Raw genomic sequence first — 21,127 nt, 5'->3', positions numbered from 1 at the left:
AAGGCTGTTCCAGATCAGACGAAGCATACAACCCCTACACATACTTGACTTGGAAACTCGTTGATTAGCGCTGCGCCCGGCATGGAGAGGTGCGGCAACGCGTCGTCGCTTCGCGAGACGCTGTCTGCCGCCAACCAAACCAAGAAACGCCACAACGCGCAGCGTTGTGGGTTTTTCTTGGTTTGGTGGTCATAGCGCAAGCAAAACACCCGGCTCCATTCCGAACCCGGCCGTTAAGTGCTGCCGCGCCAATGGTACTGCGTCTCAAGACGTGGGAGAGTAGGTCACCGCCAAACCTAGTAAAACCCACAATAAATCAACCAAACGTATCTCTCAAAACGGTCCTCAGCCACACATCCCTATCCTGCGGCGCAAAGCGCCCGCCACGCGACCAACCCCGGTCGCGCTATACGCGTTTGTGTGGGCAATATCCACTGCCCGCGAACGTCCATGCACAGAGGCTGCGCCGTGGCAAACAGCGCCGCCGCTTGCGGGCGTGGGGGTGGAATGACTAGCTATGCTCCAAACGGGATCGACGCCGGGGTCATCGCCCCGCGCGCGCAGCCCGAGGAGTATCGCTATGAAAAACATCGGCTTTTTGTCTTTTGGCCATTGGTCGCCGCAGCGCGGGTCGGCCACGCGCACAGCCTCTGACGCTTTGCTGCAGGCCATCGAGCTTGCGGTGGCGGCAGAAGAGCTTGGGCTCGATGGGGCCTACTATCGCGTCCACCATTTTGCGCGCCAGCACGCCAGCCCATTTCCGCTGCTCGCTGCGGTCGGGGCGCGGACCTCGAAGATCGAGATTGGCACCGGCGTCATCGACATGCGCTATGAGAACCCGCTCTATATGGCCGAGGATGCCGGCGCTGCCGATCTGATCAGTCAGGGCCGCCTGCAACTGGGGATCAGCCGCGGCAGCCCCGAGCAGGTGATCGACGGCTGGCGCTACTTTGGCTATGCCCCCGCTGAGGATGAGACCGATGCGGACATGGGGCGCCGTCACGCGCAGGTCTTCCTGCAGATGCTCGAGGGGCAGGGCTTTGCCGAGCCGAACCCGCGGCCGATGTTCCCCAACCCGCCAGGCAAGCTGCGGATCGAGCCCTTCTCGGAGGGCTTGAAGGACCGCATCTGGTGGGGCGCCGGGTCGAACAAAACCGCCGAATGGGCAGCCATGCTGGGCATGAACCTGCAAAGCTCGACGCTTAAGGACGATGAGACCGGCGAGCCCTTCCACATCCAGCAAGCCAAGCAGATCCGCGCCTATCGTGAGGCTTGGAAAGCTGCGGGGCACAGCCGGAAGCCTCGGGTGTCGGTGAGCCGCTCGATTTTCGCTCTGATGAACGATCAGGACCGGATGTATTTCGGCAATGGCGGCAAAGGGGACGACTCCGTGGGCTTCATCGAACAGCAGCGCTCGATCTTCGGGCGTTCCTATGCCGACGAGCCCGACCGGCTGATCGAGCAGCTGAAAGGCGATGAGGCGATTGCCGAGGCCGATACGCTGCTGCTGACGGTGCCGAACTCTCTGGGGGTCGATTACAACGCCCATGTGATCGAGAGCATCCTCAGCCATGTGGCACCCGCCCTTGGCTGGCGCTGAGCGATAAGAAATATGCCCGGCCTTGTGGCCGGGCATTTTTTTGTCCCTCAGGGGTGTCTCAAGAAACGATGGTCAGCTCGCCGCTGCGGTCCTTGAGGCCGATGCCGGTGGTGGACAGCCGCCGCGCCTCGGTGATCAGCCACGCCAGCCGCTCGGCGGCGCGCGGCGGCGTCAGGCCGCCGGAGGTGTGGATGTTCGACACGCAGTTTCGGGCGCTGTCGCGGGTGCCGCTGCGCGGTGCCCAAGTGAGATAGGCGCCAAGGCTGTGCGAGACGGTGAGTCCCGGACGTTCGCCGATGAGCACCAGAACCATTTGCGCGCCGAGCCGCTCGGCGATCTGGTCGCCGATCGCCACCCGGGCCTGCTCGGCAAAGCAGACGGGGGCCTCGGTGAGCTCGGGCAGAAGCGCGCGCAGGTGCCGGACGACCGCTGCGGCATGGGCGGTGACGGCAGGCGGCGAAAGGCCATCGGCAATCACGATCGCCAGATCCGGCTCGGTGAGTGGCAGCTCGGTGCCGGGCGCGAGTTGTCGACCGAGGTCCGGGCGCTTGAGGTAGTCTGCGCGGCTCCGCGCCCGGCTGGAGACCTGCGCCAGCGGGCGCAACTCGCGGCGCAAGCCGTCCCAATCGGGCGTCTCAAAGATGGCGTCCTTGGCGGCGGCATGGTCCTCTTGAAAGGCCAGCAGCCGCGACAGCGGCAGCGGGCTCGCGCTGGCGTCGAGCCGCACGCGAGAGGGGGTCATGCGGCCAAGCTGGGCCAGTTTGCTGCTGATATCGCTCATGCCACCAGTCCCATGTTGCGCAGGATCATGTCGGGGTCCGGCAGTGCGCCGCGCTGCCCGCCAAGTCCCGCTGTCTTGAGCCATGCGTCAAACTCGGGCGCGGGTGTCAGGCCGGAGATCTCGCGCAGATAGGCGATGTCTTCGAAGCCAAGGCTTTGGTAGCCGAGCATCGCGTCATCGGCGCCCGGCACGGTGATCAGGAAGGTGACGCCCGCCGCGACGAGCAGCGTGGCCAGCACATCCATGTCATCCTGATCGGCCTGCACGTGGTTGGTGTAGCACACGTCCACGCCCATCGGCAGGCCGAGCAGTTTGCCGCAGAAGTGATCCTCCAGCCCGGCGCGGATGATCTGCTTGCCGTCGTAGAGATATTCCGGCCCGATGAAGCCGACCACCGTGTTGACGATCATCGGCTCGAAGGCGCGGGCGACGCCATAGGCGCGGGCCTCGAGCGTCTGCTGATCGACGCCGTGGTGGCCATCGGCCGACAGGGCGGCACCCTGTCCGGTTTCGAAATACATGGTGTTTTGGCCCACCGTGCCGCGCCCGGCGGCGCGTCCGGCGTCATTGGCCTCGCGCAGCACATCGAGCGTAACCCCAAAGCCGTCGTTTGCCGCCTGCGTGCCCGCGATCGACTGGAAGATCAGGTCGACCGGCGCCCCGGCGTCGAGCAGGTCGAGCGCATTGGTCACATGGGTCAGCACGCAGGATTGCGCGGGCATGTCAAAGCGGGTGCGGATGTCGTCGAGCGCGACCAGTAGATCGTGGCAGTTGCCGATATTGTCGGAGGCGGGGTTGATCCCGATCACCGCGTCGCCCGCGCCGAAGAACAGACCGTCGAGCATGGCCACGGCGATACCGCGCGGGTCATCGGCGGGGTGATTGGGCTGCAGCCGGGTCGACAGGGTGCCGCGTTTGCCCAGCGTGGTGCGAAAGGCGGTGATCACCTCGGTCTTGCGCGCGACGCGGATCAGGTCCTGATTGCGCATCAGCTTGCTGACGGCGGCGATCATCTCGGGGGTGAAACCCGGCGCGGCGGCGCTGAGCGCGGCGGTATGTGCCGCTGGTGAGAGCAGCCAGTCGCGCAGATCGCCAACGGTCATCGACGCGAAAGGCGCAAAGGCCGCCGCGTCATGGCTGTCGATGATCAGCCGCGTCACCTCGTCGGCCTCATAGGGCACAACCGCTTCGGTGAGGAAGGTCTTCAGCGGCAGGTCGAGCAGGGCGCGGCGCGCGGCCACGCGCTCCAGCGCCGAGCTTGCGGCGATGCCTGCCAGTTGGTCGCCGGATTTCTCGGGCGTGGCGGCGCTCAGAAGATGCGCAAGCGAGCGGAACACGAACTGTTCGCCGCGCGCGGTGGCACGATAGGTCGGCATTACAATCTCCGCAGGTGAGTGGCCCAGTCGGGCGCTTCCATGATCGAACGGGCGCGCATCTTCTTCCACATGCCGTATTTGTGGAAATCGAAGTCGAGCCGCGACACCTCGAGCTGCACCATCGACCACAGCGACCATTTCACATCGGCCAGAGCCTTGTGCACGGTGACTCGGCTGACGATCTCGGGGCGGACCTCGCCGAAATAGGCCTCGATCAGTTCCAGCTCGCGCTCGGGGGTAAAGAACATCTCGCCGAACCAGATCCCCAGATCGTAGCAGCGGTCGTTCATCGAGGCGTATTCATAGTCGATCAGCATGATCGAGCCATCCTCGCCGATCATGAAGTTGCCCGGCATCGGATCGTTGAACGAAGCCACGAGGTCGACGCCCGAGGCATCGATCGCCTCGCGCGCCAATTGGGTGTTGAGCCGCAGCCAAGCGTCCTCGCGATACTTGCGCCCGCCAAGCTCGGCGACCTGCTGGGCGTGTTCGTCGATCATGTCAAAGACGGTCTTGGTCAGCCCGAGCGCCGGAAGCCCATGCATCGTGCGATAGGCGGCGATGGCGGCGCGGCATTTTTCGATGTCGGCGAAATCGCTGTGGGTCGAGGCGCGGCGGTCGGGCAGGAAGTCGTTGATCTCGACGCCCCGGTGCGCGAGGTCATCATGCACCCGTGGCCCCAGACCCGCCGCAGCGGCCTTGCGCGAGGCGTCCATGGCAGCGTCGCGATCGATGAACATCTCGGTGCCATTGCCGGGCACTTTGACGAACCAATCGCCGCTGCCGTCCTTGCGCTTCACCCGCCAGTTCTCGTTCGAAATGCCGCCCGAAACCGGGCCATAGACCATGTCGCGCCCGCCTTCGAACAGCGGCGCATCGCGGATCACTGTCTCGATGGTCTCTTCCATGGCATGCGCGGCGCTGCCGAGAGGTTTCATCATCATGCGGCCTCTCCCGTGATGCGGATCTTCTCTTCGAAAGAGGGATGGCGCAGCATCATGCGCAGCCGCAGCAGCCGCCATTCCCCGTATTTCAGCCATTCCACCGCGCCGCGCTCCGACAGGTGCGACATCAGCCGCGCCCAGAGCGCATGCAGCAGATCGTCCACATGCGACCACAGCCGAGCGCGCGCAAAGCCAGCGGCGTCGAAACTGCCAGCATAGGCGGTGTAGGCGGCTTCCATGTCGGTCTCGATGTCGGTCATTTCGGCCAGCAGGCAGCCGACGTCATAGAGCGGGTCGTTCATCCCGGCGCGGTCGTAATCCACGAGCAGCGCCTCGCCGTCGGGGCCAATCAGGATATTGGACGATGAGCCATCGTTGCGGCAGGGCGCGAGCGCGCCATCGAGCAGCGGCTCGGCCTGCGCCACCAGACGGCGCAACCACAGGATGTCATCGGGCAAGGCGATGCCCTGCGCGCCATGGGCCTCGATCACCCGGTCAATCTCGGCGAAGGGATCGAAACGGCGTGGCAGCGCGGCACCGGCGTGCAGCTTGCGCAGCGCGGTCATGATGGTGCGGGTGGTCTGCGCATCCTGCAGGTGGTGCTGGCGCGCGGTGACCCAGCCCTCGCCGCAGGCGGTCATGGCAATGGCGCCCCTGGCCTCGTCGGACCAGAGCACCTTTGGCCCGGCCCCGGTGTCACCCGCGGCGCGGGCCCCGGCGATGGCAGCGGGCAGGTCGAACCAATGCATCATCTCGGGGTGCATGCGTTTGACGAAGGTCCCGCCCGCCAGAGCCGACCGGCTCTCCAGCGCCTTGTAGCTGGGCGAGGCCAGCGCCGCCGGACCGGAGGTTGCCGCGGCGGGATCGAGCCCCGCCGCCGCCAGCGTCTCGGCCATCATGTCATCGGTGACGAGCTGACTCATGCGCTGGCTCCTGCGGCCTTGTCGAGGTTGCCGCCTGCGCGGTCGATGCGGCGGATCATCTCGACCAGCACATCGCCGCCGGCGTTGAGATCCTCGGGCGAGGTGTATTCGTCATTGCGATGAATGACGCCATTGACCGAGGGCACCGCGACCACGATCGACGGCAGGATCGCGTTCACCGCCACCGCGTCATGGCCGCCGATGGTGTCGATGGCGATGCGCGGATAGCCGAAGTCATCCGCCGCGCGTTCGGCCAGCGCAACCAGCCGCGCGTCGAAACGGCCCGCAGGGCGGCGGTCGACCGAGACGATCTCTGCCGAAACGGCGGCCTTTTCGGCCAGACCGGGCAGGGCGGCGCGCAGTTCGGCTTCGGACCATTCCAGCATCGCGGGCTCGGGCGCGCGCAATTCGGCAAAGAGGATGGCCTTGCCCGGCACGATATTGGGCGAGTTGGGCGAGATATCGACCCGCGCCACCGAGGTGAACAGCGTGTCGCTGGCGGTGTCGGCCAGCTCGCGCACCTTGGCGATGATGTAAGCGGCCCCAAGCACCGCGTCGTGACGGTCTTCCATCGGGGTCGGGCCGGTGTGGTTTTGCTCGCCGGTGACCTCGATCCGCACCTTGAGGGCACCCCAGTGACGGACGAAGGGCGCGATCCGAGCGCCAGCCTTCTCCATCTTGTCGTCCCCTTCGATGTGGATCTCGAGGTAGATGTCGGGCTGCGGCGCGGGATCGCTGCCCATGTAGCCGGTGCGGTTCAGTTCCGCCTCGACGCTGAGCCCATCACGGTCGGTGCGGGCGAGGGCGAACTCGCGGGTCAGCCCGCCCGCAAACACCGAAGAGCCGAGCAGCGAGGGCTGGAAGCGCGCCCCTTCCTCGTTCATCCAGTCCGCGATCACATAGTTGCAGCTGGGGGTCTCACCCCGTGCCTTCGCCTCGTTGCGCCATGTCTCGATGGCGGCCAATGCCGCGACAACGCCATACGCGCCATCGAAGCGGCCCCCGCGCGGCTGGCTGTCGAGATGCGAGCCGATCATCACCAGCGGCGCATCGGGGCCCGCCAGATCGATCCGGCCAAAGAGGTTGCCAATATTGTCGACCAGCACGTCATAGCCCCGCTCCGCAAGCTCCGCCCGGAACCAGTCGCGGGCGGCCTTGTGATTGTCGGTGAGAACGGGGCGGTCGATGCCGCCGTCCCCGGTGCTGCCGAACTCGGCCTGTTTCTCCATCAACGCCTGCAACAGCGCCGCGTCGATCCGGGCAAGATCCAGCGTTTCGGTCATTGGGGCTCTCCTTGGGGGTGGTCTTCATTCAGGAAACAGGCGGCCAGCGCCTGATTGCCGCGTGAGGTGAGGCGCGGGTTCTCGACCCGGCAGCGGTCAAAGGCATGCGGGCAGCGACCGGCAAAGGCGCAGCCCTGCGGCAGGTTGATGGGCGAGGGCGGCTCGCCCTCCATGAGGCAATCCTCGGGCCGATAGCGCCGCTCTTCGAGCGTCGGCGCCGCCGACAGAAGCGCGCGGCTGTAGGGGTGGCCGGGATCGAAGAACAGCCGCTCGTTGGGCGCGACTTCCACAGTCTCGCCCAGATACATCACCGCGATCCGCGAGCAGACCTGCCGCACCATGGTCAGATCGTGCGAGATGAAGATATAGGTGAACCCGTGCTGCGCCTGCAGCCGCTCGAAGAGGTTGAGCAGTTTGCCCTGCTCGGTCTGGTCGAGCGCCGAAAGCGTCTCGTCCATGATCAGAAGGCGCGGCTCCAGAACCATGGCGCGGGCGACGTTGAGCCGCTGGCGCTGACCGGCCGAGAGGCCCGTGGGCAGGCTGTCGTACAGGCTTTCGTGCAGGCCGACCTCACTCATAGCGGCGCGCGCGCGGTCGCGGCGCTCGGCGCGATTGCCAAGCTTGTGAATCTTCAGCGGCTCTTCGAGGATGGCACCGATAGAGCTTTGCGGCGGCAGCGAGCCATAGGGATCCTGCAGCACCAGCTGGAACTTGCGGCGCAATTCGCGCAGGCGCTTGGGGCTGGCCTGACCGACGTTCTCGTCTTCGAAGAAGATCGAGCCCGCGTCGGGCCGTTCAAGCCCGGTCAGCAGCCGCATCAGAGAGGATTTGCCGCAGCCGGACTCGCCGACGATGCCGAAGTTGTCGCCGGGGAAGACGTCGAACTCGACGTTGCGCACGGCCTGCACCAGTGCCTTGCCGCTCTTGCCGCGGGTCTCATAGTGTTTGGCGACGCCGCGCACCGACATGATCGCTTGCTGGTCGCGGTCCTGCGGACGCGAGACCTCTTTGCGACCCTCGGCCCAGAGCGTCGGCAGCTCTTCGATCAGCCCGCGGGTGTAATTGTGCTCGGGTCCGCTGACCAGCGCCTGCGGCGCCTGCCGTTCGACAACCCGGCCCGCGTGCAGCACCATCACCTCATCCGCCGCGTCGCAGGCGACGGGCAGCGAAGAGCAGATGAACAGAACGGCGGTCGAGAAATCCTCGTTGAGCTCGCGCATCAGCTTGAGGATCTGCGCCGCCACCGTCACGTCGAGCGGCTGGGTGATGTTGTCGGCGATCAGCAGCGCCGGGTCCGAGATCAGCGCATCGACGATCATCGCGCGCTGCATCATGCCGCCCGAGTACTGGAAGGGATACTCGTGAAAGCGCCGCTCGGCGGCGGGGATTTTCACCGCTTCCAGCAGGCGGATGGCCTTCTCCTGCGCGTCGCGCGACGAGATGTCGGGCCGCACCGCGCGCAGCTTTTCGACCAGCTGCGCGCCCACGGTCATCGTCGGGTCGAGCGCGCCAGCGGGGTTGCCGCCGACATAGGCGATCTCGCGCCCCGCAAGGCTGCGGGCGTGGGACGGGTCGCGGATCAGATCGCGGCCCTCAAAGAGGATCTCGCCCGAGGTGATCTTGAGCGGTGCCGAGAGCCAGCTTGCCAGCGCGCGGGCCAGCACGGTCTTGCCCGAGCCGCTTTCGCCGATGACCGACAGGATGCGGCGCGGCGCGAGATCGAAGCTGACGCCATCCAGAACGGTGCGGTCTGCGCCTTGCCCTTCGACCACGACGCTCAGGTTGCGCACCGAAAGAAGAGATTGGGTCTGTGCCATGTCGAGCGACATCTCAGGCGCCTCCGTAGATCTTGTTGCGTGCGCGTTCCAGAGCGGCGCCCATCAGGTTGACCGAGGTCAGCGTCAGCACGAGGAAGACACCGGGCATGGTGGCGATCCACCATGCGTTCATCAGGTATTTGCGCCCGTCGGCGATGATGTTGCCGAAGGTGGGGGTGGGCGGCTGCACGCCGAGGCCGAGAAAGCCCAGCACCGATTCAAAGATCATCATGCGCGCGATATCCAGCACCGCGACGAAGGCCACGGGCGGCAGCACCAGAGGCAGCAGCAGGGTGAACATGATGCGCCAGTCCGTTGCCCCCAGCACCATGGCGCCGCGCACGAATTCCTTCTTGCGCTCTGACATCACGGTCGAGCGCATGACCCGCGCGTAGACCGGCCAGCCCGCCAGCCCTAGGACGAGGATGATCGACGGGATCGTGGGGCGCGAGACGCCGAGGATGGTGATCGCGAGGATGATCATCGGGATCGACAGCTGCGCGTCGGTGAGGCGCATGAGCACGGTGTCGGTCTTGCCGCCGAAGTAGCCCGAAAAGAGCCCCACCAGCGCGCCCACGGCCAGCATCAGAACGGTGGTCGAGATGCCGATCAGCAGCGAATAGCGCAGCCCGACCAGCGAGCGGGCCAGCATGTCGCGGCCCAGCTGATCCGTGCCCAGCGGATTTGCCCAGCTCCAGCCTTCGCCCATGAAGACGGGCGGGCTGAGCTTGGCGCGAATGTTCATCTTGGTCGGGTCGATGCCCGACAGCCACGGGTAGAGGATCGCCGCCGCAAGCAGCACGAGGAAGACGGCCAGCCCGATGCGGAACTCGATGGAGGAGAAGGCCTCGGACCAGATGCGGGCAGAGATCTTGCGGCCCTTGGGGGCGGGCAGCGCCTCGGGGGAGATGTCGATGGAGCTCATCAGTATTCCAGTCTCGGGTCGATGGCCGTCGCGCAGAGATCGACGACGATGTTGATCAGGACGAATGCGGCGGCGGTGACGATGGCGATGCCTTGGATCAGCGGGAAGTCACGCTGCATCACCGCGTTGATCGTCAGCAGGCCGAGCCCCGGGTAGTCGAAGATGAATTCGATCACGAGAACCCCGCCGAGCAACATCGAGAACTGCACGCCAAGCAGGTTCAGCAGCGGCACCGAGGAGTTTTTCAGCGCGTGGCGAAAGATGATCTGGTTTCGCGTCAATCCGCGCACCGCGGCGATGTCGATGAACGACTGTCCCATGACGCCCGCCACGGAAACCGTCAGCGTGCGGATGATGAAGGGCGCGATCTCGATCGCCAGAACGAAGGCGGGCAGGATGGTATAGGCAAAGCCGTTGTAGCCGATGGCGGGAACCAGTTGCAGCTTTACCGACAGCAGCAACGCCAGCACGATGCCAAGCCAGAAATTCGGCAGGCTGACGAAGAGAGACGAGGTGTAGAGCGCCAGCCGGTCGGGGAAGCGCCCCGGCCTGAGCCCGCCCCAGACCCCGATGGGAATGGCGATGATCAACGCAAAGACCATGGCCAGAAGCGCAAGCTGCAGCGTCATCGGGGCGGTCTCGGCGATGAGCGACCAGACCTCGGCCCGCTCGCTGCGGGTGCTGTCGTTGAAGCTGGCCCCGCCGACCGCTGCGCCATTGGCCGGGCGCACGAAGCTCTGACCAAGGTCGCCGTGAAGGATGCCGCCGACATAGCGGCCGAACTGCACGTAGATGGGATCGCGCAGACCCATGTTCGTGGCGATCTCCTCGATCAACGCCTCGGGGGCCATGCCGCCAGCCATCAGGCGCACGGGATCGCCCGGCACCACGCGCAGCAGGGTGAAGATCAGGGCGGAGACGAGGAAGACGATCAGCGCTCCCTGTGCGAGCCGTCGGGCGAGGAATCTTGCGATGAACATCGGCAGCTCCTGTCGGGTGTCTTGTTGGGAGGAGGGGCCGGAGCCCGAAGGCTCCGGCCGTCACGTGCCTGACAGGATCAGGAGAGGGTAGTTTCCGACGCGTCCGACATGCCGTCGGGATAGATGAAGAGGTCTTCCACATCCGAGCGCATGCCGTGGATCAGCACCGAGGTGAACAGGCTCAGCGCGGGCACCTTCTCGGCCAGCATCGGCATCAGGTTGGTCTGCAGGCTCTCGCGGCGCTCATCCAGCGAGGAGGCGTTGCGCTCGGCGTCGAGCGCGGCGTCGATCTCGGGGTCTTCGATGCCGCAGATCCGCTTCGAGGTGGAGTGGAAATGCGTGCGCAGCACCAGATCGGGTTCGGGCGAGCCGGTGGACCAGCCGCAGTCGACCATATGGCCGGGGCCGCCGCCCGGACGGTCGTAGAGGCGCTCGTTCCATGCCGCCACTTCCATCACGTTCAGCGTCACCGGGAAGCCCTGCTCCTGCAGCAGCGCGGTGATCACTTCGCCGTATTCCTTGGTCTTGGGGTAGAAACCGGTGGAGGTGATATACTCCAGCTCCGGCAGACCCTCGCCGCCCGGATAGCCCGCTTCGGCCAGCAGGCGCTGACATTCGTCGGGATCGTATTCGGGGTAGTTCTCCAGATCGGTGTAGCCGAACTTGATGGGCGAGACGAAGTTGCTCGAGGCCTCACCGGCGGTGCCCATGATCTCGAGGATGATCGAGCGGTCGATGGCATGCGCGGCGGCCTTGCGCAGCAGCGGGTTGTCGAACGGCGGCTTGGAGCAGCGGAACCACAGGTATTTGTTCTCGACCGAGACGAGGCGCGAGAGCTTGATGTCCTCGTTGCCTTCCAGCGTCTGCACCTGCTCGGGCTCGAGCCGTTCGATGACATCGGCCTGACCGTTCATCAGCGACAGCATGCGGGTGGTGGCGTCGCCGACGAAGGAGAAGGTGACGCCGGGGATCTTGGGCGCGCCGCGGAAGTAGTCGGCATAGGCTTCCATCACCGTGTCGTTGCCGCGCTGCTCGACGAATTTGAACGGGCCGGTGCCGTTAAGGCGCTGGCTGAGCGGGCCGTTGGGGCCAGCGGCGACATCCTTGGCCGAGAGCATCGGCAGGTAGGAGGCAAGGAAGATGAACAGCGAGGCGCCATAGCCGCCCTTGGTGGTGTCGACCACGACGGTGTAATCGTCGGGGGTGGTGACTTCGAACGTGTCGGTCGGGCCGGGATAGACCTGCTTGGGGCGGTCAAGCTGCGCGCCGTATTCGAAGGTGGCTTTCACGTCCTTGGCGGTGAAGGGCTCGCCGTCGTGGAATGTCACACCTTCGCGCAGTTTGATCTCGAGGCGGTGGGCGTCGAGTTCGTTGATCTCAGTCGCCAGCTCATAGATCACCTCGTCGGGGTTGTCCGGGCGCATCGGGGCACGGGTCAGGAAGCCCATGACAAAGCCCTCGATGTTGGTCTGCGAGAGGGTGGTGTGCGCGGTCGGGTCCCAGTTGCCGGTGATGTTCTCTGCCGACAGGAACACAAGCGGCTTGGATTCTTGCGCATGTGCCGAGCTGAAGAGGAAGTCAGGATTCAGGCGAAGGGCGCCCGCAGCGGCCCCGGCCATCGCGCCGTAGCGCAGGAAATTGCGTCTGTCCATGTCGTTCTCCTGTTGGATTATCTTTGGTTATTCGGTCTTTATGCCGCTTCGGTCGCACGCAGGCGGGCCAGTTCGTCCAGCATTTGCGCGTGAAGTTCAGGGGTGGCGCTGGCCAGCACCTCGCCGCACGATCCGGTGCCGAGCGGGTTGCCGTTCCAGTCGGTGATGACGCCGCCAGCGCCGCGGATCACCTGCACCACCGGAAGGTAGTCATAGGGCTCCAGCCCGCATTCCAGCACCAGATCGCAGTGACCCGAGGCGAGCAGGGCGTAGTTGTAGCAATCGCCGCCGAAGCGCAGCAGGCGGCAGCCCTCGCGCAGCATCTCGAAGGCCGGGGCGCGGCTGCCGGTGAACAGCATCGGGTCGGTGGTATAGGCGAAGGCCTGTGACAGCTCGCGGCAGTCGCTGGTCTGCACCGGGGCACCGTTGAGCGTGGTCTGCTGGCCTTCGATGCCGCACCAGCGCTCGCCAATGGCCGGCATGTCGATCTGGCCCAGCTTCGGGGCGCCATCCTCTAGCAGCGCCATCAGGCCGCCAAACAGCGGATGGCCGGTGACAAAGCTCTTGGTGCCGTCGATCGGGTCCACCACCCACACATGTTTGCGGTCTAGGTTCTCGACCCCATGCTCTTCGCCGAAGATGCCGTGATCGGGATAGGCCTCGGCAATCCGCGCACGCAGCATGGTCTCGATGGAGCGATCGGCGATGGTGACCGGGCTGTCGTCGACCTTGTGCTCGACGCTGAGCGCCTTGCGGAAATGCTTGCGCGCGAGTTGGCCTGCTTCGTCGGCGGATGCGTTGGCGAAGGCGAGGGCCTGAGGAAGGTCGAACATGCAGTCTCTTTCAATCTGGTCGGCGGGCTGACTGGCTGGCGGGTCATCTGCCCGGTGCTGTTGCCTCACGCTCACATCCAAACGGGCAAAAGTGCACAATGTTTTTGGCGGTATCGGAGGCAAAAACACAAAAGGCCGCATAAAGAGGCAGATTTTTTGCGTGAATTGGTGGATTTTGGACTGAGGATTTACGAATCGGCCATAAATCCACATTACGTGAGGATACTTGTGGATTTGCTGGGCTGTCTTGCTAAGGTCCTGCCACACTTAGGGAAGCCAGCCGGGGGCAGATGCGCCCATGGAAAGGAAACGCCATGTGGTCGCACGAGCGGCAGTCGAAGATTCTCGAGTACCTCTCGCAGGAGGGGAAGGTCGAGACCAACCGCCTCGCCGAGGTCTTTGACGTCTCGCGGGAAACCATCCGCCGCGATCTTCTCGACCTCGACCAGCGCGGCACGCTTGTGCGGGTGCACGGCGGCGCGGTGACCTCGGACAAGGTGATCCTGCCCGAGCCCGCATTTTCGGACCGTCTGGTCGAAAACGCCGAAGCCAAGCGCGCCATCGGTCGCCGGGCCGCCGCGCTGATCGAGCCGGGCTCGACGATCTTCATCGACGCCGGGACGACAACCTTGGCCTTCGCCCATGAGCTCGAGCAGGACCGCGACCTGCGGGTGATCACCAACTCCATCGAGATCGCGCAGGTTCTTGCGGCGCGCAGCGGCATCGACATGCTGCTGCTGGGCGGCAAGCCGCATGGCGATGTGCCCGCGACCTTCGGCGAGTTGACCCTGTCGGAGATTGACCGCTTCCTTGCGGATTACGCGGTGATCTCACCCGTCGGGATTGATCCCTCCCGCGGTGCCACCGACTACGAGCTTCACGAGGCGGAAGTGGCGCGCAAGATGATCCGCGGCGCCCGCCGCTGCATGATGCTCTGCGTCTCGTCGAAGATCGGAACCGAAAGCCGGGTGGCCATCTGCCGCACCGGTGAGATCGACCAACTGATCACCGATACGGGGGCAGACCCCGCGTTTGAGCTGCCCTCAGGCGAGGTGGTGCGCGTGCCCGTGGGGGAACCCGAGGCGCTGAGGTCGGCGCGCCGCCGGGGTTCGGCAGAGACGTGAGCCTCCCACGCCGTGCGTCGCCATCCGTAGTGAAGCGCGGCGCTAGCCGTCTTCGCTGAAGACAAGCTCGACGCTGGCCATGGGCCAGCAGCCCCGGTTGAGCTCAATCGCCGCGCCATCGGGCGCGCGGTTGATCGCCGTCACATGCTGCACCGGCGTCTTGGGGGTGAGGCCGAGGATCTCGGCCTCTTCGCGGCTGGCGAGCCCGCCGCGCACCCGCGTCTCGGCACGGCGGTAGTGCGGAATGCCCGCGGCGCGATAGACCGCCACGACCGAGCCGCTCTGAGCGTAATCCGCTTCGAACCGTGGGAAGCGCGCGGGCGGGAATTCTTTGCGCGAAAGATAGATCGGCGCGCCGTCCAGCAGCCGCAGCCGGTGCATCCGGATCACCTCGGCGCCCGGCGCCAGCCCGAAGAGGCGCGCGGCCTCGGCGCTGGCCGGTGCCCGGTCGAGCAGCAGGGTGCGGGTCGAGATGACGCCGCCGTCCGCCGCGAGGGAGTCGGCGAAGGTCATGTCGCTGCGCACCTCGAAATGCCGCGGCTTTTGTCGCACGAAGATGCCCACGCCCTTGCGGGCCTGCAGCCGTCCCTCGCTCTGATGCAGGGCAAGCGCGCGGCGCATGGTGATGCGGTTGACCGCAAAAAGCTCGGCCAGTTGCACCTCTCCCGGCAGTTTCGAGCCCGGCGCGACACAGCCGCGTTCGATCGCCTCGGCCAGCCGGTGATAGATCTGCAGCCAGATCGCGCGCTGGGCTTTCGGCGCATAGGGCTCCAGCGCCAGCGCCGACAGCTCGGGGTGAGCGGCGGGGGCAGGATGGTCGGTGGGGGCGTCAGACACGGTCGAGCACTTTCCTTCCAGCTACGAAGACCGCCCGCACTTCACGGCTGTCGGGGTCCACCACGATGAGGTCGGCGCGTTTGCCGGGGGCGATCTCTCCGCGGTCTTGCAGCTTGGCCGCCCGCGCAGGGTTTGTCGAGACCAGCGCCCATGCGTCGGCCATGGGCAACACGCCCGCCTGCCAGAGCCGAAAAGCGGCGTGCAGCGGCGCGGGATAGTAGTAATCCGAGGCCAGCACATCGCACAGACCCGCGCTGATGGCCGAGGTGGCACAGAGCGCCCCATTATGGCTGAGCCCGCGCAGCGCGTTGGGCGCGCCAAGAATCACTGGCTCACCGGCGTCGCGTGCCGCTGCCGCTGCGGCCTCGGTCATCGGAAACTCCGAGACGCTGATGCCCAGATCGCGCCCTTCGGCCCAATCCTCGGCGCTGCATTGGTCGTGAGACAGGATCGGCGTGCCGCGCGCGCTGGCCCCAGCGCAGATCTGCGCGGTCGCGCCGGGCACTTCTGCGCGCCGTGCCCAGACCTCGTCGATCAGCCGCTTGGTTTCTTCGGGGGTGATCCCCATCCGCGCCGCCATGCGCTTGACCTTGCTCGAACCCGCATCGAGGGCGCGGTTGGCGGTGGTGTGATCGTTGATCGACAGGATGTCGCCGGGACGCCGGTCCAGCCAGCCAAGCACTTCGGCCACATGGTCGACGGCGAAGGTCTCCCAGCGGATATTGAGGTGGGTGCTGCAGCGCAAGCCAGACGTGGCCGCCTCCAGCGCCGCGACAAGTTCGCGCGCGACTTCGATGCTGCGCAGCCCCGGCTCCCACGACACGGTGAGCGCATGGAAGGCGGTGGTGATGCCGTTCGCCAGCATCTGCCGGTCGGCCTCGGCGAAGGCGAGCGGGTAGGGGAAATGCACCCCGGCACGCGGCTGCACGATGGCCTCGAACCCGTCGCCATGCAGATCCACGATCCCCGGCAGCACCCATGCGCCGCGTGCATCATAGGTGCGTGCCTCCGGCGTCGGAGTGTCCCGGATCAGCCCATTCGCGACGTATAGGGGGCGGGCCGTAAGCGCGCCCTGTGCCAGAATTTCGCCGCCGGTGATGGTCCATGTCTGTGTCATTGCGCGTCCTGCTGTCGCCGTCACGAAAGTTTCAATGGAATCTCCTATGACCTCTTCCTGTGACACTCCTGTGTACACAGCAACCCCTTTTGGAGACCACAGCATGATCCGTTCTCTCCTTGCCGCGACCGCCACGCTTGCGCTCACCGTCGCCGCACCCGCTTTTGCCGACCCGCTGAAATTCGCGGTGACCGACATCGAGGGGCTGGAAGCCCTGCAACAGGAATTCGCCGCCTTCGAAACCGCGCTTGAAGAGATTTCCGGTCAGCAGATCGATCTCTTCCCGGTGAGCTCGCGCACCGCCGCCGTCGAGGCGCTGAACCAAGGTCAGGTCGATCTGGTGCTCACCGGCCCCGCCGAATACGCGGTGATCAAGGAACTGACCGACGCGCAGATCGTCACCGCATGGCAGCGCCCGAATTATTACGCGCAGATCGTCACGCTGAGCGAAGGGCCGGTGAAGTCGGTGCAGGATCTCAAGGGCAAGACCGTGACCTTCGGCTCGGTCGGCTCGACCTCGCAGCACCTCGGCCCGGCGCAGGTTCTGTCGGACTTCGGCCTTGCCTATAACGCCGACTATCAGCCGCAGATCATCTCGCGCAATGTGGCGGTAGAGGCGCTGATCCGCGGCGACGTGGCGGCCATCGGCATGAACGAGGGGCACCTTGCCAGCATCCGCGAAGCCTTCCCCGAGCAGGCTTTCACCGTGATCGCCCGCGGGCGCGATCTGCCGAACGACATACTTGTGGCGCGCGCCGATGCGGATGCCGAGGCCATCGCGTCGGTCAAGGCAGCCTTCGTCGAGCATGGCGATGAGCTGATGCAGGCGGTGCTGCAGGGCGATGACAACCAGAAATACAAGGGCGGCTTCTTCCTCAGCGAGGTGCAGGACAGCGACTACGACTACGTGCGCTCGATGTATCAGACCATTGGCGTCGACACCTCGTCCTTCGTCGGCAACTGATCCTTTGATCCAAAGGGCCGGGCGTTGTTGCGCCCGGCCCCCCTCGGAGAGCCCCATGCTCGATCTTATGAACGCCCCGACACAGACCTCGCCGAGTACGATCGCTCCGGTCATCACCGCGCGCGGGCTGGCCAAATCTTACGATCGCCGGACGATGATCCTGCGCAGCGTCGACCTGCAGGTTCTGCCCGGCGAGCGCATCGCTCTGATCGGTGCAAATGGCTGCGGCAAGTCCACGCTGCTCAAATGCCTCATCGGGCTGCACCCGATCAGTGGCGGCGAGCTTGATTGCCTCGGGGCGCGCATGCAGGGGCGTGGCAGCCGCGCCGAGCGGCAGCGCCTCAGGATGCAGACCGGTTTCGTGTTCCAGAAACATTGCCTCGTGCGGCGGCGCACGGTGCTGTCGAACGTCGTGCACGGGCTCTTCGGTGCCAAGGGCAGTTGGCGCGCCTTTTCCCATTCCGTCGCCCCGGATAGCTGGCGGCAGAGCGCGCTCGACGCGCTGAGTGCAGTGAACCTTGCGGAAAAGGCCATGTTCCGCGCTGACGCGCTGTCGGGCGGCCAGCAGCAGCGGGTGGCGATTGCGCGCGCGCTGGTGCGGCGTCCCAAGCTGCTGATCGCCGACGAGCCTGCGGCGAGCCTTGATCCGGTCTCGGGCCGCAATGTGATGGACCTGTTCCAGAGGCTCTGCACCGAGCAGGGGATCACCCTGATCTACACCTCCCACGACATGAAGCACGCGCTGGATTACGCCACGCGGGTTATCGCGCTGAAACAGGGGCGGGTGCTCTTTGACAAGCCGAGCGCCAAAGTATCCCAATCCGACCTGAACGAGACTTTCGATGGCTGATCCTCGCGCCGTTTCACCCCCCGACCGGCTGACCGGCACCTCGCCCGCCTCTTTCGCTGCGCTGGTGGCGGTCGGGGCGCTGGTGCTTGTGTCGCTCAACAATGTGGCGCCCTCGTTGGGGCAGCTTGCCGATGGCGTGCCGGGCATGTTGCGACTGGTGGGGCGGATGCTGCCGCCGAACACCGAAGCGGAGTTTCTGATGCGCATCGCGCTGCGCATTCTCGAGACGTTCCAGATCGCCCTTGCGGGGGCGGCCATCGGGATCGTGCTCAGCCTGCCCATCGCATGGCTGTCGGCCCGTGGGCTGACGCCGCTGGGGCGGGGTGGCTTTCTGGTCAAAGCATTCGTATCGCTGCTGCGCACCATCCCCGATCTGGTCTGGGCGCTGCTCTTCGTTGCCACTGTCGGGCTGGGGGCGGTGGCCGGGACGATGACCATCATGGTCGACACCATCGGCTTTTGCGGTCGCTTCTTTGCCGAGGCCATGGAGGACGCTGAGAAAGAACCGCAAGAGGCGCTCGCGGCCATCGGCGCGAGCCGCGCTTCGGTGCTGGTGGGCGGGGTGCTGCCCGATATCATGCCGTCGCTGATCAACTCCTCGCTTTTTGCGCTGGAGAAGGCGGTGCGCTCTTCGGTGGTGCTGGGACTCGTCGGCGCGGGCGGCATCGGGCAGGAGTTGAAAGTCGCGTTCGATCTCTTTCAGTATCGCAACGCCTCGATGATCATCCTCGTGATCTTCGCCTTCGTGCTGCTGATGGAGATCTGCACCGACAGGCTGCGCGCGCGGCTGCGATAAGGCCGTGCCCGGCCGAGTGGCCCGCGCTTTCCTCGCGGGTCACTCTGCGGCGTTGGCCAGCCCGGCCAGTTTGTCGATCAGCCGGTCGAGGTCGAAGGGCTTTTGCACCACGTCCACGTCCGAGGCGAGCAGTTCGTCCCCCAACGCCACGCCCTCGTCGTATCCGGTGACGAAAACGACCTTCAGCGTCGGGCGGGCCTGTCTCGCAGCCTGCGCCAGTTGCCGTCCGTTCATTCCCTTGGGCAGGCCGACATCGGTCAGCAGCAGGTCGATCGGCGTCTCGGTGGCCAGCACGTCCAGCGCCTCGGCGCCGGTGCCTGCCTCGAGCACGGTAAACCCGCGGTCGCGCAGGGCGTCGACCACCACCATACGCACGAGGATTTCATCCTCGACCACGAGGATGGTCTTGCCCGAGGCATCGGGCACCGCGCGGCCCTCGGGCGCGGGGGGCGGCGCGTCTTCGGCGGGTGCGAGGCTGCGCGGCAGCAGCAGTGACACGGTGGTGCCCATGCCTTTCTCGGACCGGATCACCGCCACGCCGCCGGTCTGCTGCGCAAAGCCATAGACCATCGACAGACCCAGCCCGGTGCCTTCGCCCATCGGTTTGGTGGTGAAGAACGGATCGAAGGCGCGGGCGATCTGGCTTGGGTCCATGCCGGTGCCCGTGTCCGTCACCGAAACCTCGACATAGTCGCCCGGCGCGAGGTCGCCTTCCTGCGCCTGATCCGCCTCGCGGGTGCAATTGTCGATGCGGATCGTCAGTTGCCCGCCCTCGGGCATCGCATCGCGGGCGTTGATGCAGAGGTTCAGAAGGGCGTTCTCCAACTGGTTCGGATCCACATGGGTGGGCCAGACATCAGCAGACGCAACGGTGGAAACCTCGATATGCGGGCCGACGGTGCGCTGCACCAGATCCTCCATGCCGCGCGTCAGTTGCACGAGGTCCGTCGGCTTGGGGGCGAGCGATTGCTGGCGCGAGAAGGCCAGAAGGCGCTGGGTGACATGGGCGGCGCGGTCGGTCGCGCTTTTGGCTGCGTCGAGATATTTGGCGAGATCGTCGCTGCGCCCCTCGTCCAGACGCTTGCGCATCATCTCCAGCGACCCCGAGCAGGCCGCCAGCAGGTTGTTGAAATCATGCGCGAGCCCGCCGGTAAGCTGGCCCACCGCTTCCATCTTATGGGCCTGCCGCAGCGCCTCTTCCTTGGCCATCAATTCGTTGGTCTGCTCGGTGACGCGCTGTTCCAGCGTCTCGTTGAGACGTGAGAGCTCGGCAATGGCACGGTCGCGCTCGGCCTCGACCGCGCGGCGCGCGTCGATATTCATCAGGACGCCGGAGAAGATCTTGGGCTTGCCGTCGCGGTCATGTTCGACACTGCCGTTGGCCTCGATCCAGTGATACGCGCCGTCGGCCTGAAGCACCCGGAACTGCTGGGCATAGGGGCCACCGGCGGCAAGCGTCTCGTTGATCCGCTGCAGCAGCCTGTCCTTATCCTCTGGGTGGACATTGGTGACCAGAATATCGAGCGAGAGCGCCGCGCGGTCCTGCTCGGGGGCAAGCCCCATGGCCTCTGCAAGTGCTTCATCGACGATGAACGCATTCGCGGGCACGTCCCACACCCAAGTGCCGACGATGGCGCCCGCGGCAAGCGCCAGATTGACCCGCTCTTCGTTTTCCCGCGCCCGCTTTTCGCTCCCGCGGATTCCCGCCTCGGCGCGCTTGCGGTCGGTGACATCGCGAAACAGCACCGCGACTTGGCCAAGGCTTTCCGGCTCCACCCGCCGGGCGGACACCTCGATGAAGCGGCCAATCTCCGAGAACTGACGTTCAAAGCGGATCGCCTTTCCCGTCGACAGCACTTCGCCGTAAATCTTCACCCACTCGCGCCCGTCGTTGGGGGCCACATCAAAGACCGTCTTGCCAACGATCCCCTGAATGCCGGTGTGCCGCTCGTAGCCCGAGTTGGCCTCGATATGCACGTAGTCCGAAAGCGGACCGTCAGGGCCGTCGATGAATTGGATGATGCAAAACCCGTCGTCGATGATTTCGAAAAGCGCGCGATAGCCAGCCTCACGGCGCTCCCTCTCGTGCTGCGTCCTTTGGTCATCGGATGCAGGGCCGGAGTTTTCTGCCGGCGAAGGCCGTTTTGCTTTGAAGAACGAAAAACGCATCACGGCCTCGGGCGATTGCAAAGGGTCACAGGTCAGCATGTAGAGGCCCGCACGCCATGGCAAAGCCCTTTCACCGCAGTGTCTCAGTCCTGCACCACTATCTTGTGGCAGTGTGGCAGTGTGGCAGTGTGGCAGTGTGGCAGTGTGGCAGTGTGG

At 65.6% G+C, this 21,127-nt stretch carries 18 protein-coding genes and 1 rRNA gene; 6 read left to right on the top strand and 13 right to left on the bottom strand.

Annotated elements, in window-relative coordinates; all coding sequences use genetic code 11:
• The first annotated feature begins 181 nt into the window (after window positions 1-181).
• Together rrf and G0A00_RS24785 are read left to right on the top strand one after the other, a co-directional pair.
• A 5S ribosomal RNA gene (rrf, locus tag G0A00_RS24790) occupies window positions 182-296 on the top strand.
• 284 nt (window positions 297-580) lie between these two features.
• Window positions 581-1,600: an LLM class flavin-dependent oxidoreductase gene (locus G0A00_RS24785; RefSeq protein WP_164180214.1), complete on the top strand. Its 1,020-nt coding sequence runs from the start codon at window positions 581-583 to the stop codon at window positions 1,598-1,600.
• A gap of 58 nt (window positions 1,601-1,658) precedes the next feature.
• Here G0A00_RS24785 and eutC read toward each other — a convergent pair whose 3' ends face one another.
• The 10 genes from eutC to hisN form a co-directional block, all read right to left on the bottom strand.
• Window positions 1,659-2,381 (bottom strand): ethanolamine ammonia-lyase subunit EutC, encoded by a 723-nt coding sequence (gene eutC, locus G0A00_RS24780; RefSeq protein ID WP_164180216.1) that lies wholly within the window; start codon window positions 2,379-2,381, stop codon window positions 1,659-1,661.
• Complete coding sequence (locus G0A00_RS24775; RefSeq protein ID WP_164180217.1) at window positions 2,378-3,757, bottom strand: ethanolamine ammonia-lyase subunit EutB; 1,380 nt, start codon at window positions 3,755-3,757, stop codon at window positions 2,378-2,380. Before G0A00_RS24775 ends, eutC begins: the two co-directional genes overlap by 4 nt.
• A complete protein-coding gene (locus tag G0A00_RS24770) occupies window positions 3,757-4,701 on the bottom strand; it encodes a choline/ethanolamine kinase family protein (RefSeq protein WP_164180219.1) in 945 nt (314 codons plus the stop codon). The genes G0A00_RS24775 and G0A00_RS24770 overlap by 1 nt, the downstream gene beginning before the upstream one ends.
• The gene (locus G0A00_RS24765) at window positions 4,698-5,624 is read right to left on the bottom strand and encodes a phosphotransferase family protein (RefSeq protein WP_164180221.1); all 927 of its coding nucleotides are present in this window, start codon (window positions 5,622-5,624) and stop codon (window positions 4,698-4,700) included. Before G0A00_RS24765 ends, G0A00_RS24770 begins: the two co-directional genes overlap by 4 nt.
• Window positions 5,621-6,907 (bottom strand): Zn-dependent hydrolase, encoded by a 1,287-nt coding sequence (locus G0A00_RS24760; RefSeq protein ID WP_164180224.1) that lies wholly within the window; start codon window positions 6,905-6,907, stop codon window positions 5,621-5,623. Before G0A00_RS24760 ends, G0A00_RS24765 begins: the two co-directional genes overlap by 4 nt.
• On the bottom strand, window positions 6,904-8,736 hold the full coding sequence (locus G0A00_RS24755; protein WP_164180226.1) for an ABC transporter ATP-binding protein: 1,833 nt from the start codon (window positions 8,734-8,736) through the stop codon (window positions 6,904-6,906). The genes G0A00_RS24760 and G0A00_RS24755 overlap by 4 nt, the downstream gene beginning before the upstream one ends.
• Before the next feature lies 1 nt (window position 8,737).
• Window positions 8,738-9,649 (bottom strand): ABC transporter permease, encoded by a 912-nt coding sequence (locus G0A00_RS24750; RefSeq protein ID WP_066109656.1) that lies wholly within the window; start codon window positions 9,647-9,649, stop codon window positions 8,738-8,740.
• Window positions 9,649-10,629 carry an ABC transporter permease gene (locus G0A00_RS24745; RefSeq protein ID WP_066109659.1) on the bottom strand — a complete coding sequence of 327 codons (981 nt, stop codon included), beginning with the start codon at window positions 10,627-10,629 and terminating at the stop codon, window positions 9,649-9,651. The genes G0A00_RS24750 and G0A00_RS24745 overlap by 1 nt, the downstream gene beginning before the upstream one ends.
• 77 nt (window positions 10,630-10,706) lie before the next feature.
• Entirely contained in the window at window positions 10,707-12,281 is a 1,575-nt protein-coding gene (locus G0A00_RS24740; protein ID WP_066109661.1) for an ABC transporter substrate-binding protein, read from the bottom strand.
• Window positions 12,282-12,319: 38 nt separating this feature from the next.
• Window positions 12,320-13,114, bottom strand: a complete 795-nt coding sequence (hisN, locus tag G0A00_RS24735; RefSeq protein ID WP_164180228.1) for a histidinol-phosphatase — start codon at window positions 13,112-13,114, stop codon at window positions 12,320-12,322.
• Between the two features lie 314 nt (window positions 13,115-13,428).
• On the opposite strand from hisN, the gene G0A00_RS24730 reads away from it, so the two are divergent.
• Window positions 13,429-14,238, top strand: a complete 810-nt coding sequence (locus tag G0A00_RS24730) for a DeoR/GlpR family DNA-binding transcription regulator (RefSeq protein ID WP_164180230.1) — start codon at window positions 13,429-13,431, stop codon at window positions 14,236-14,238.
• A gap of 42 nt (window positions 14,239-14,280) precedes the next feature.
• Here the strand turns inward: G0A00_RS24730 and phnF are convergent, their stop codons facing one another.
• Together phnF and G0A00_RS24720 are read right to left on the bottom strand one after the other, a co-directional pair.
• Window positions 14,281-15,075, bottom strand: coding sequence for a phosphonate metabolism transcriptional regulator PhnF (gene phnF / locus G0A00_RS24725; RefSeq protein ID WP_368667745.1), 795 nt, complete (start codon window positions 15,073-15,075; stop codon window positions 14,281-14,283).
• On the bottom strand, window positions 15,068-16,192 hold the full coding sequence (locus tag G0A00_RS24720; RefSeq protein WP_164180232.1) for an alpha-D-ribose 1-methylphosphonate 5-triphosphate diphosphatase: 1,125 nt from the start codon (window positions 16,190-16,192) through the stop codon (window positions 15,068-15,070). Before G0A00_RS24720 ends, phnF begins: the two co-directional genes overlap by 8 nt.
• Before the next feature lie 103 nt (window positions 16,193-16,295).
• Between G0A00_RS24720 and G0A00_RS24715 the strand changes: the two genes are divergently transcribed.
• From G0A00_RS24715 to phnE, 3 genes are read left to right on the top strand one after another with little or no spacing between them, the layout of a single operon-like run.
• On the top strand, window positions 16,296-17,156 hold the full coding sequence (locus G0A00_RS24715; RefSeq protein ID WP_164180233.1) for a PhnD/SsuA/transferrin family substrate-binding protein: 861 nt from the start codon (window positions 16,296-16,298) through the stop codon (window positions 17,154-17,156).
• Between the two features lie 55 nt (window positions 17,157-17,211).
• Window positions 17,212-18,006 (top strand): phosphonate ABC transporter ATP-binding protein, encoded by a 795-nt coding sequence (locus tag G0A00_RS24710; protein ID WP_164180235.1) that lies wholly within the window; start codon window positions 17,212-17,214, stop codon window positions 18,004-18,006.
• Entirely contained in the window at window positions 17,999-18,802 is an 804-nt protein-coding gene (gene phnE / locus G0A00_RS24705) for a phosphonate ABC transporter, permease protein PhnE (protein WP_164180237.1), read from the top strand. Before G0A00_RS24710 ends, phnE begins: the two co-directional genes overlap by 8 nt.
• Before the next feature lie 39 nt (window positions 18,803-18,841).
• On the opposite strand, the gene G0A00_RS24700 is transcribed toward phnE, so the two are convergent.
• Window positions 18,842-20,971, bottom strand: a complete 2,130-nt coding sequence (locus G0A00_RS24700; RefSeq protein WP_164180239.1) for an ATP-binding protein — start codon at window positions 20,969-20,971, stop codon at window positions 18,842-18,844.
• Window positions 20,972-21,127: the final 156 nt, after the last annotated feature.

It is taken from the genome of Salipiger sp. PrR002, from assembly GCF_010500775.1.
In the GTDB taxonomy this organism is placed as follows: Bacteria; Pseudomonadota; Alphaproteobacteria; order Rhodobacterales; family Rhodobacteraceae; genus Salipiger.
This window is presented reverse-complemented; position numbering and strand designations above follow the sequence as displayed.

What these genes read in the sequence shown, in the direction of transcription:
- G0A00_RS24745 (WP_066109659.1), bottom strand. Translation starts at nt 10,629, where the DNA reads ATGTTCATCGCAAGATTCCTCGCCCGACGGCTCGCACAGGGAGCGCTG.
- G0A00_RS24710 (WP_164180235.1), top strand. Translation starts at nt 17,212, where the DNA reads ATGCTCGATCTTATGAACGCCCCGACACAGACCTCGCCGAGTACGATC.
- G0A00_RS24770 (WP_164180219.1), bottom strand. Translation starts at nt 4,701, where the DNA reads ATGATGATGAAACCTCTCGGCAGCGCCGCGCATGCCATGGAAGAGACC.
- G0A00_RS24785 (WP_164180214.1), top strand. Translation starts at nt 581, where the DNA reads ATGAAAAACATCGGCTTTTTGTCTTTTGGCCATTGGTCGCCGCAGCGC.
- G0A00_RS24755 (WP_164180226.1), bottom strand. Translation starts at nt 8,736, where the DNA reads ATGTCGCTCGACATGGCACAGACCCAATCTCTTCTTTCGGTGCGCAAC.
- phnE (WP_164180237.1), top strand. Translation starts at nt 17,999, where the DNA reads ATGGCTGATCCTCGCGCCGTTTCACCCCCCGACCGGCTGACCGGCACC.
- hisN (WP_164180228.1), bottom strand. Translation starts at nt 13,114, where the DNA reads ATGTTCGACCTTCCTCAGGCCCTCGCCTTCGCCAACGCATCCGCCGAC.
- G0A00_RS24765 (WP_164180221.1), bottom strand. Translation starts at nt 5,624, where the DNA reads ATGAGTCAGCTCGTCACCGATGACATGATGGCCGAGACGCTGGCGGCG.
- G0A00_RS24700 (WP_164180239.1), bottom strand. Translation starts at nt 20,971, where the DNA reads ATGCGTTTTTCGTTCTTCAAAGCAAAACGGCCTTCGCCGGCAGAAAAC.
- G0A00_RS24750 (WP_066109656.1), bottom strand. Translation starts at nt 9,649, where the DNA reads ATGAGCTCCATCGACATCTCCCCCGAGGCGCTGCCCGCCCCCAAGGGC.
- G0A00_RS24730 (WP_164180230.1), top strand. Translation starts at nt 13,429, where the DNA reads ATGTGGTCGCACGAGCGGCAGTCGAAGATTCTCGAGTACCTCTCGCAG.
- G0A00_RS24720 (WP_164180232.1), bottom strand. Translation starts at nt 16,192, where the DNA reads ATGACACAGACATGGACCATCACCGGCGGCGAAATTCTGGCACAGGGC.
- G0A00_RS24715 (WP_164180233.1), top strand. Translation starts at nt 16,296, where the DNA reads ATGATCCGTTCTCTCCTTGCCGCGACCGCCACGCTTGCGCTCACCGTC.
- eutC (WP_164180216.1), bottom strand. Translation starts at nt 2,381, where the DNA reads ATGAGCGATATCAGCAGCAAACTGGCCCAGCTTGGCCGCATGACCCCC.
- G0A00_RS24740 (WP_066109661.1), bottom strand. Translation starts at nt 12,281, where the DNA reads ATGGACAGACGCAATTTCCTGCGCTACGGCGCGATGGCCGGGGCCGCT.
- G0A00_RS24760 (WP_164180224.1), bottom strand. Translation starts at nt 6,907, where the DNA reads ATGACCGAAACGCTGGATCTTGCCCGGATCGACGCGGCGCTGTTGCAG.
- G0A00_RS24775 (WP_164180217.1), bottom strand. Translation starts at nt 3,757, where the DNA reads ATGCCGACCTATCGTGCCACCGCGCGCGGCGAACAGTTCGTGTTCCGC.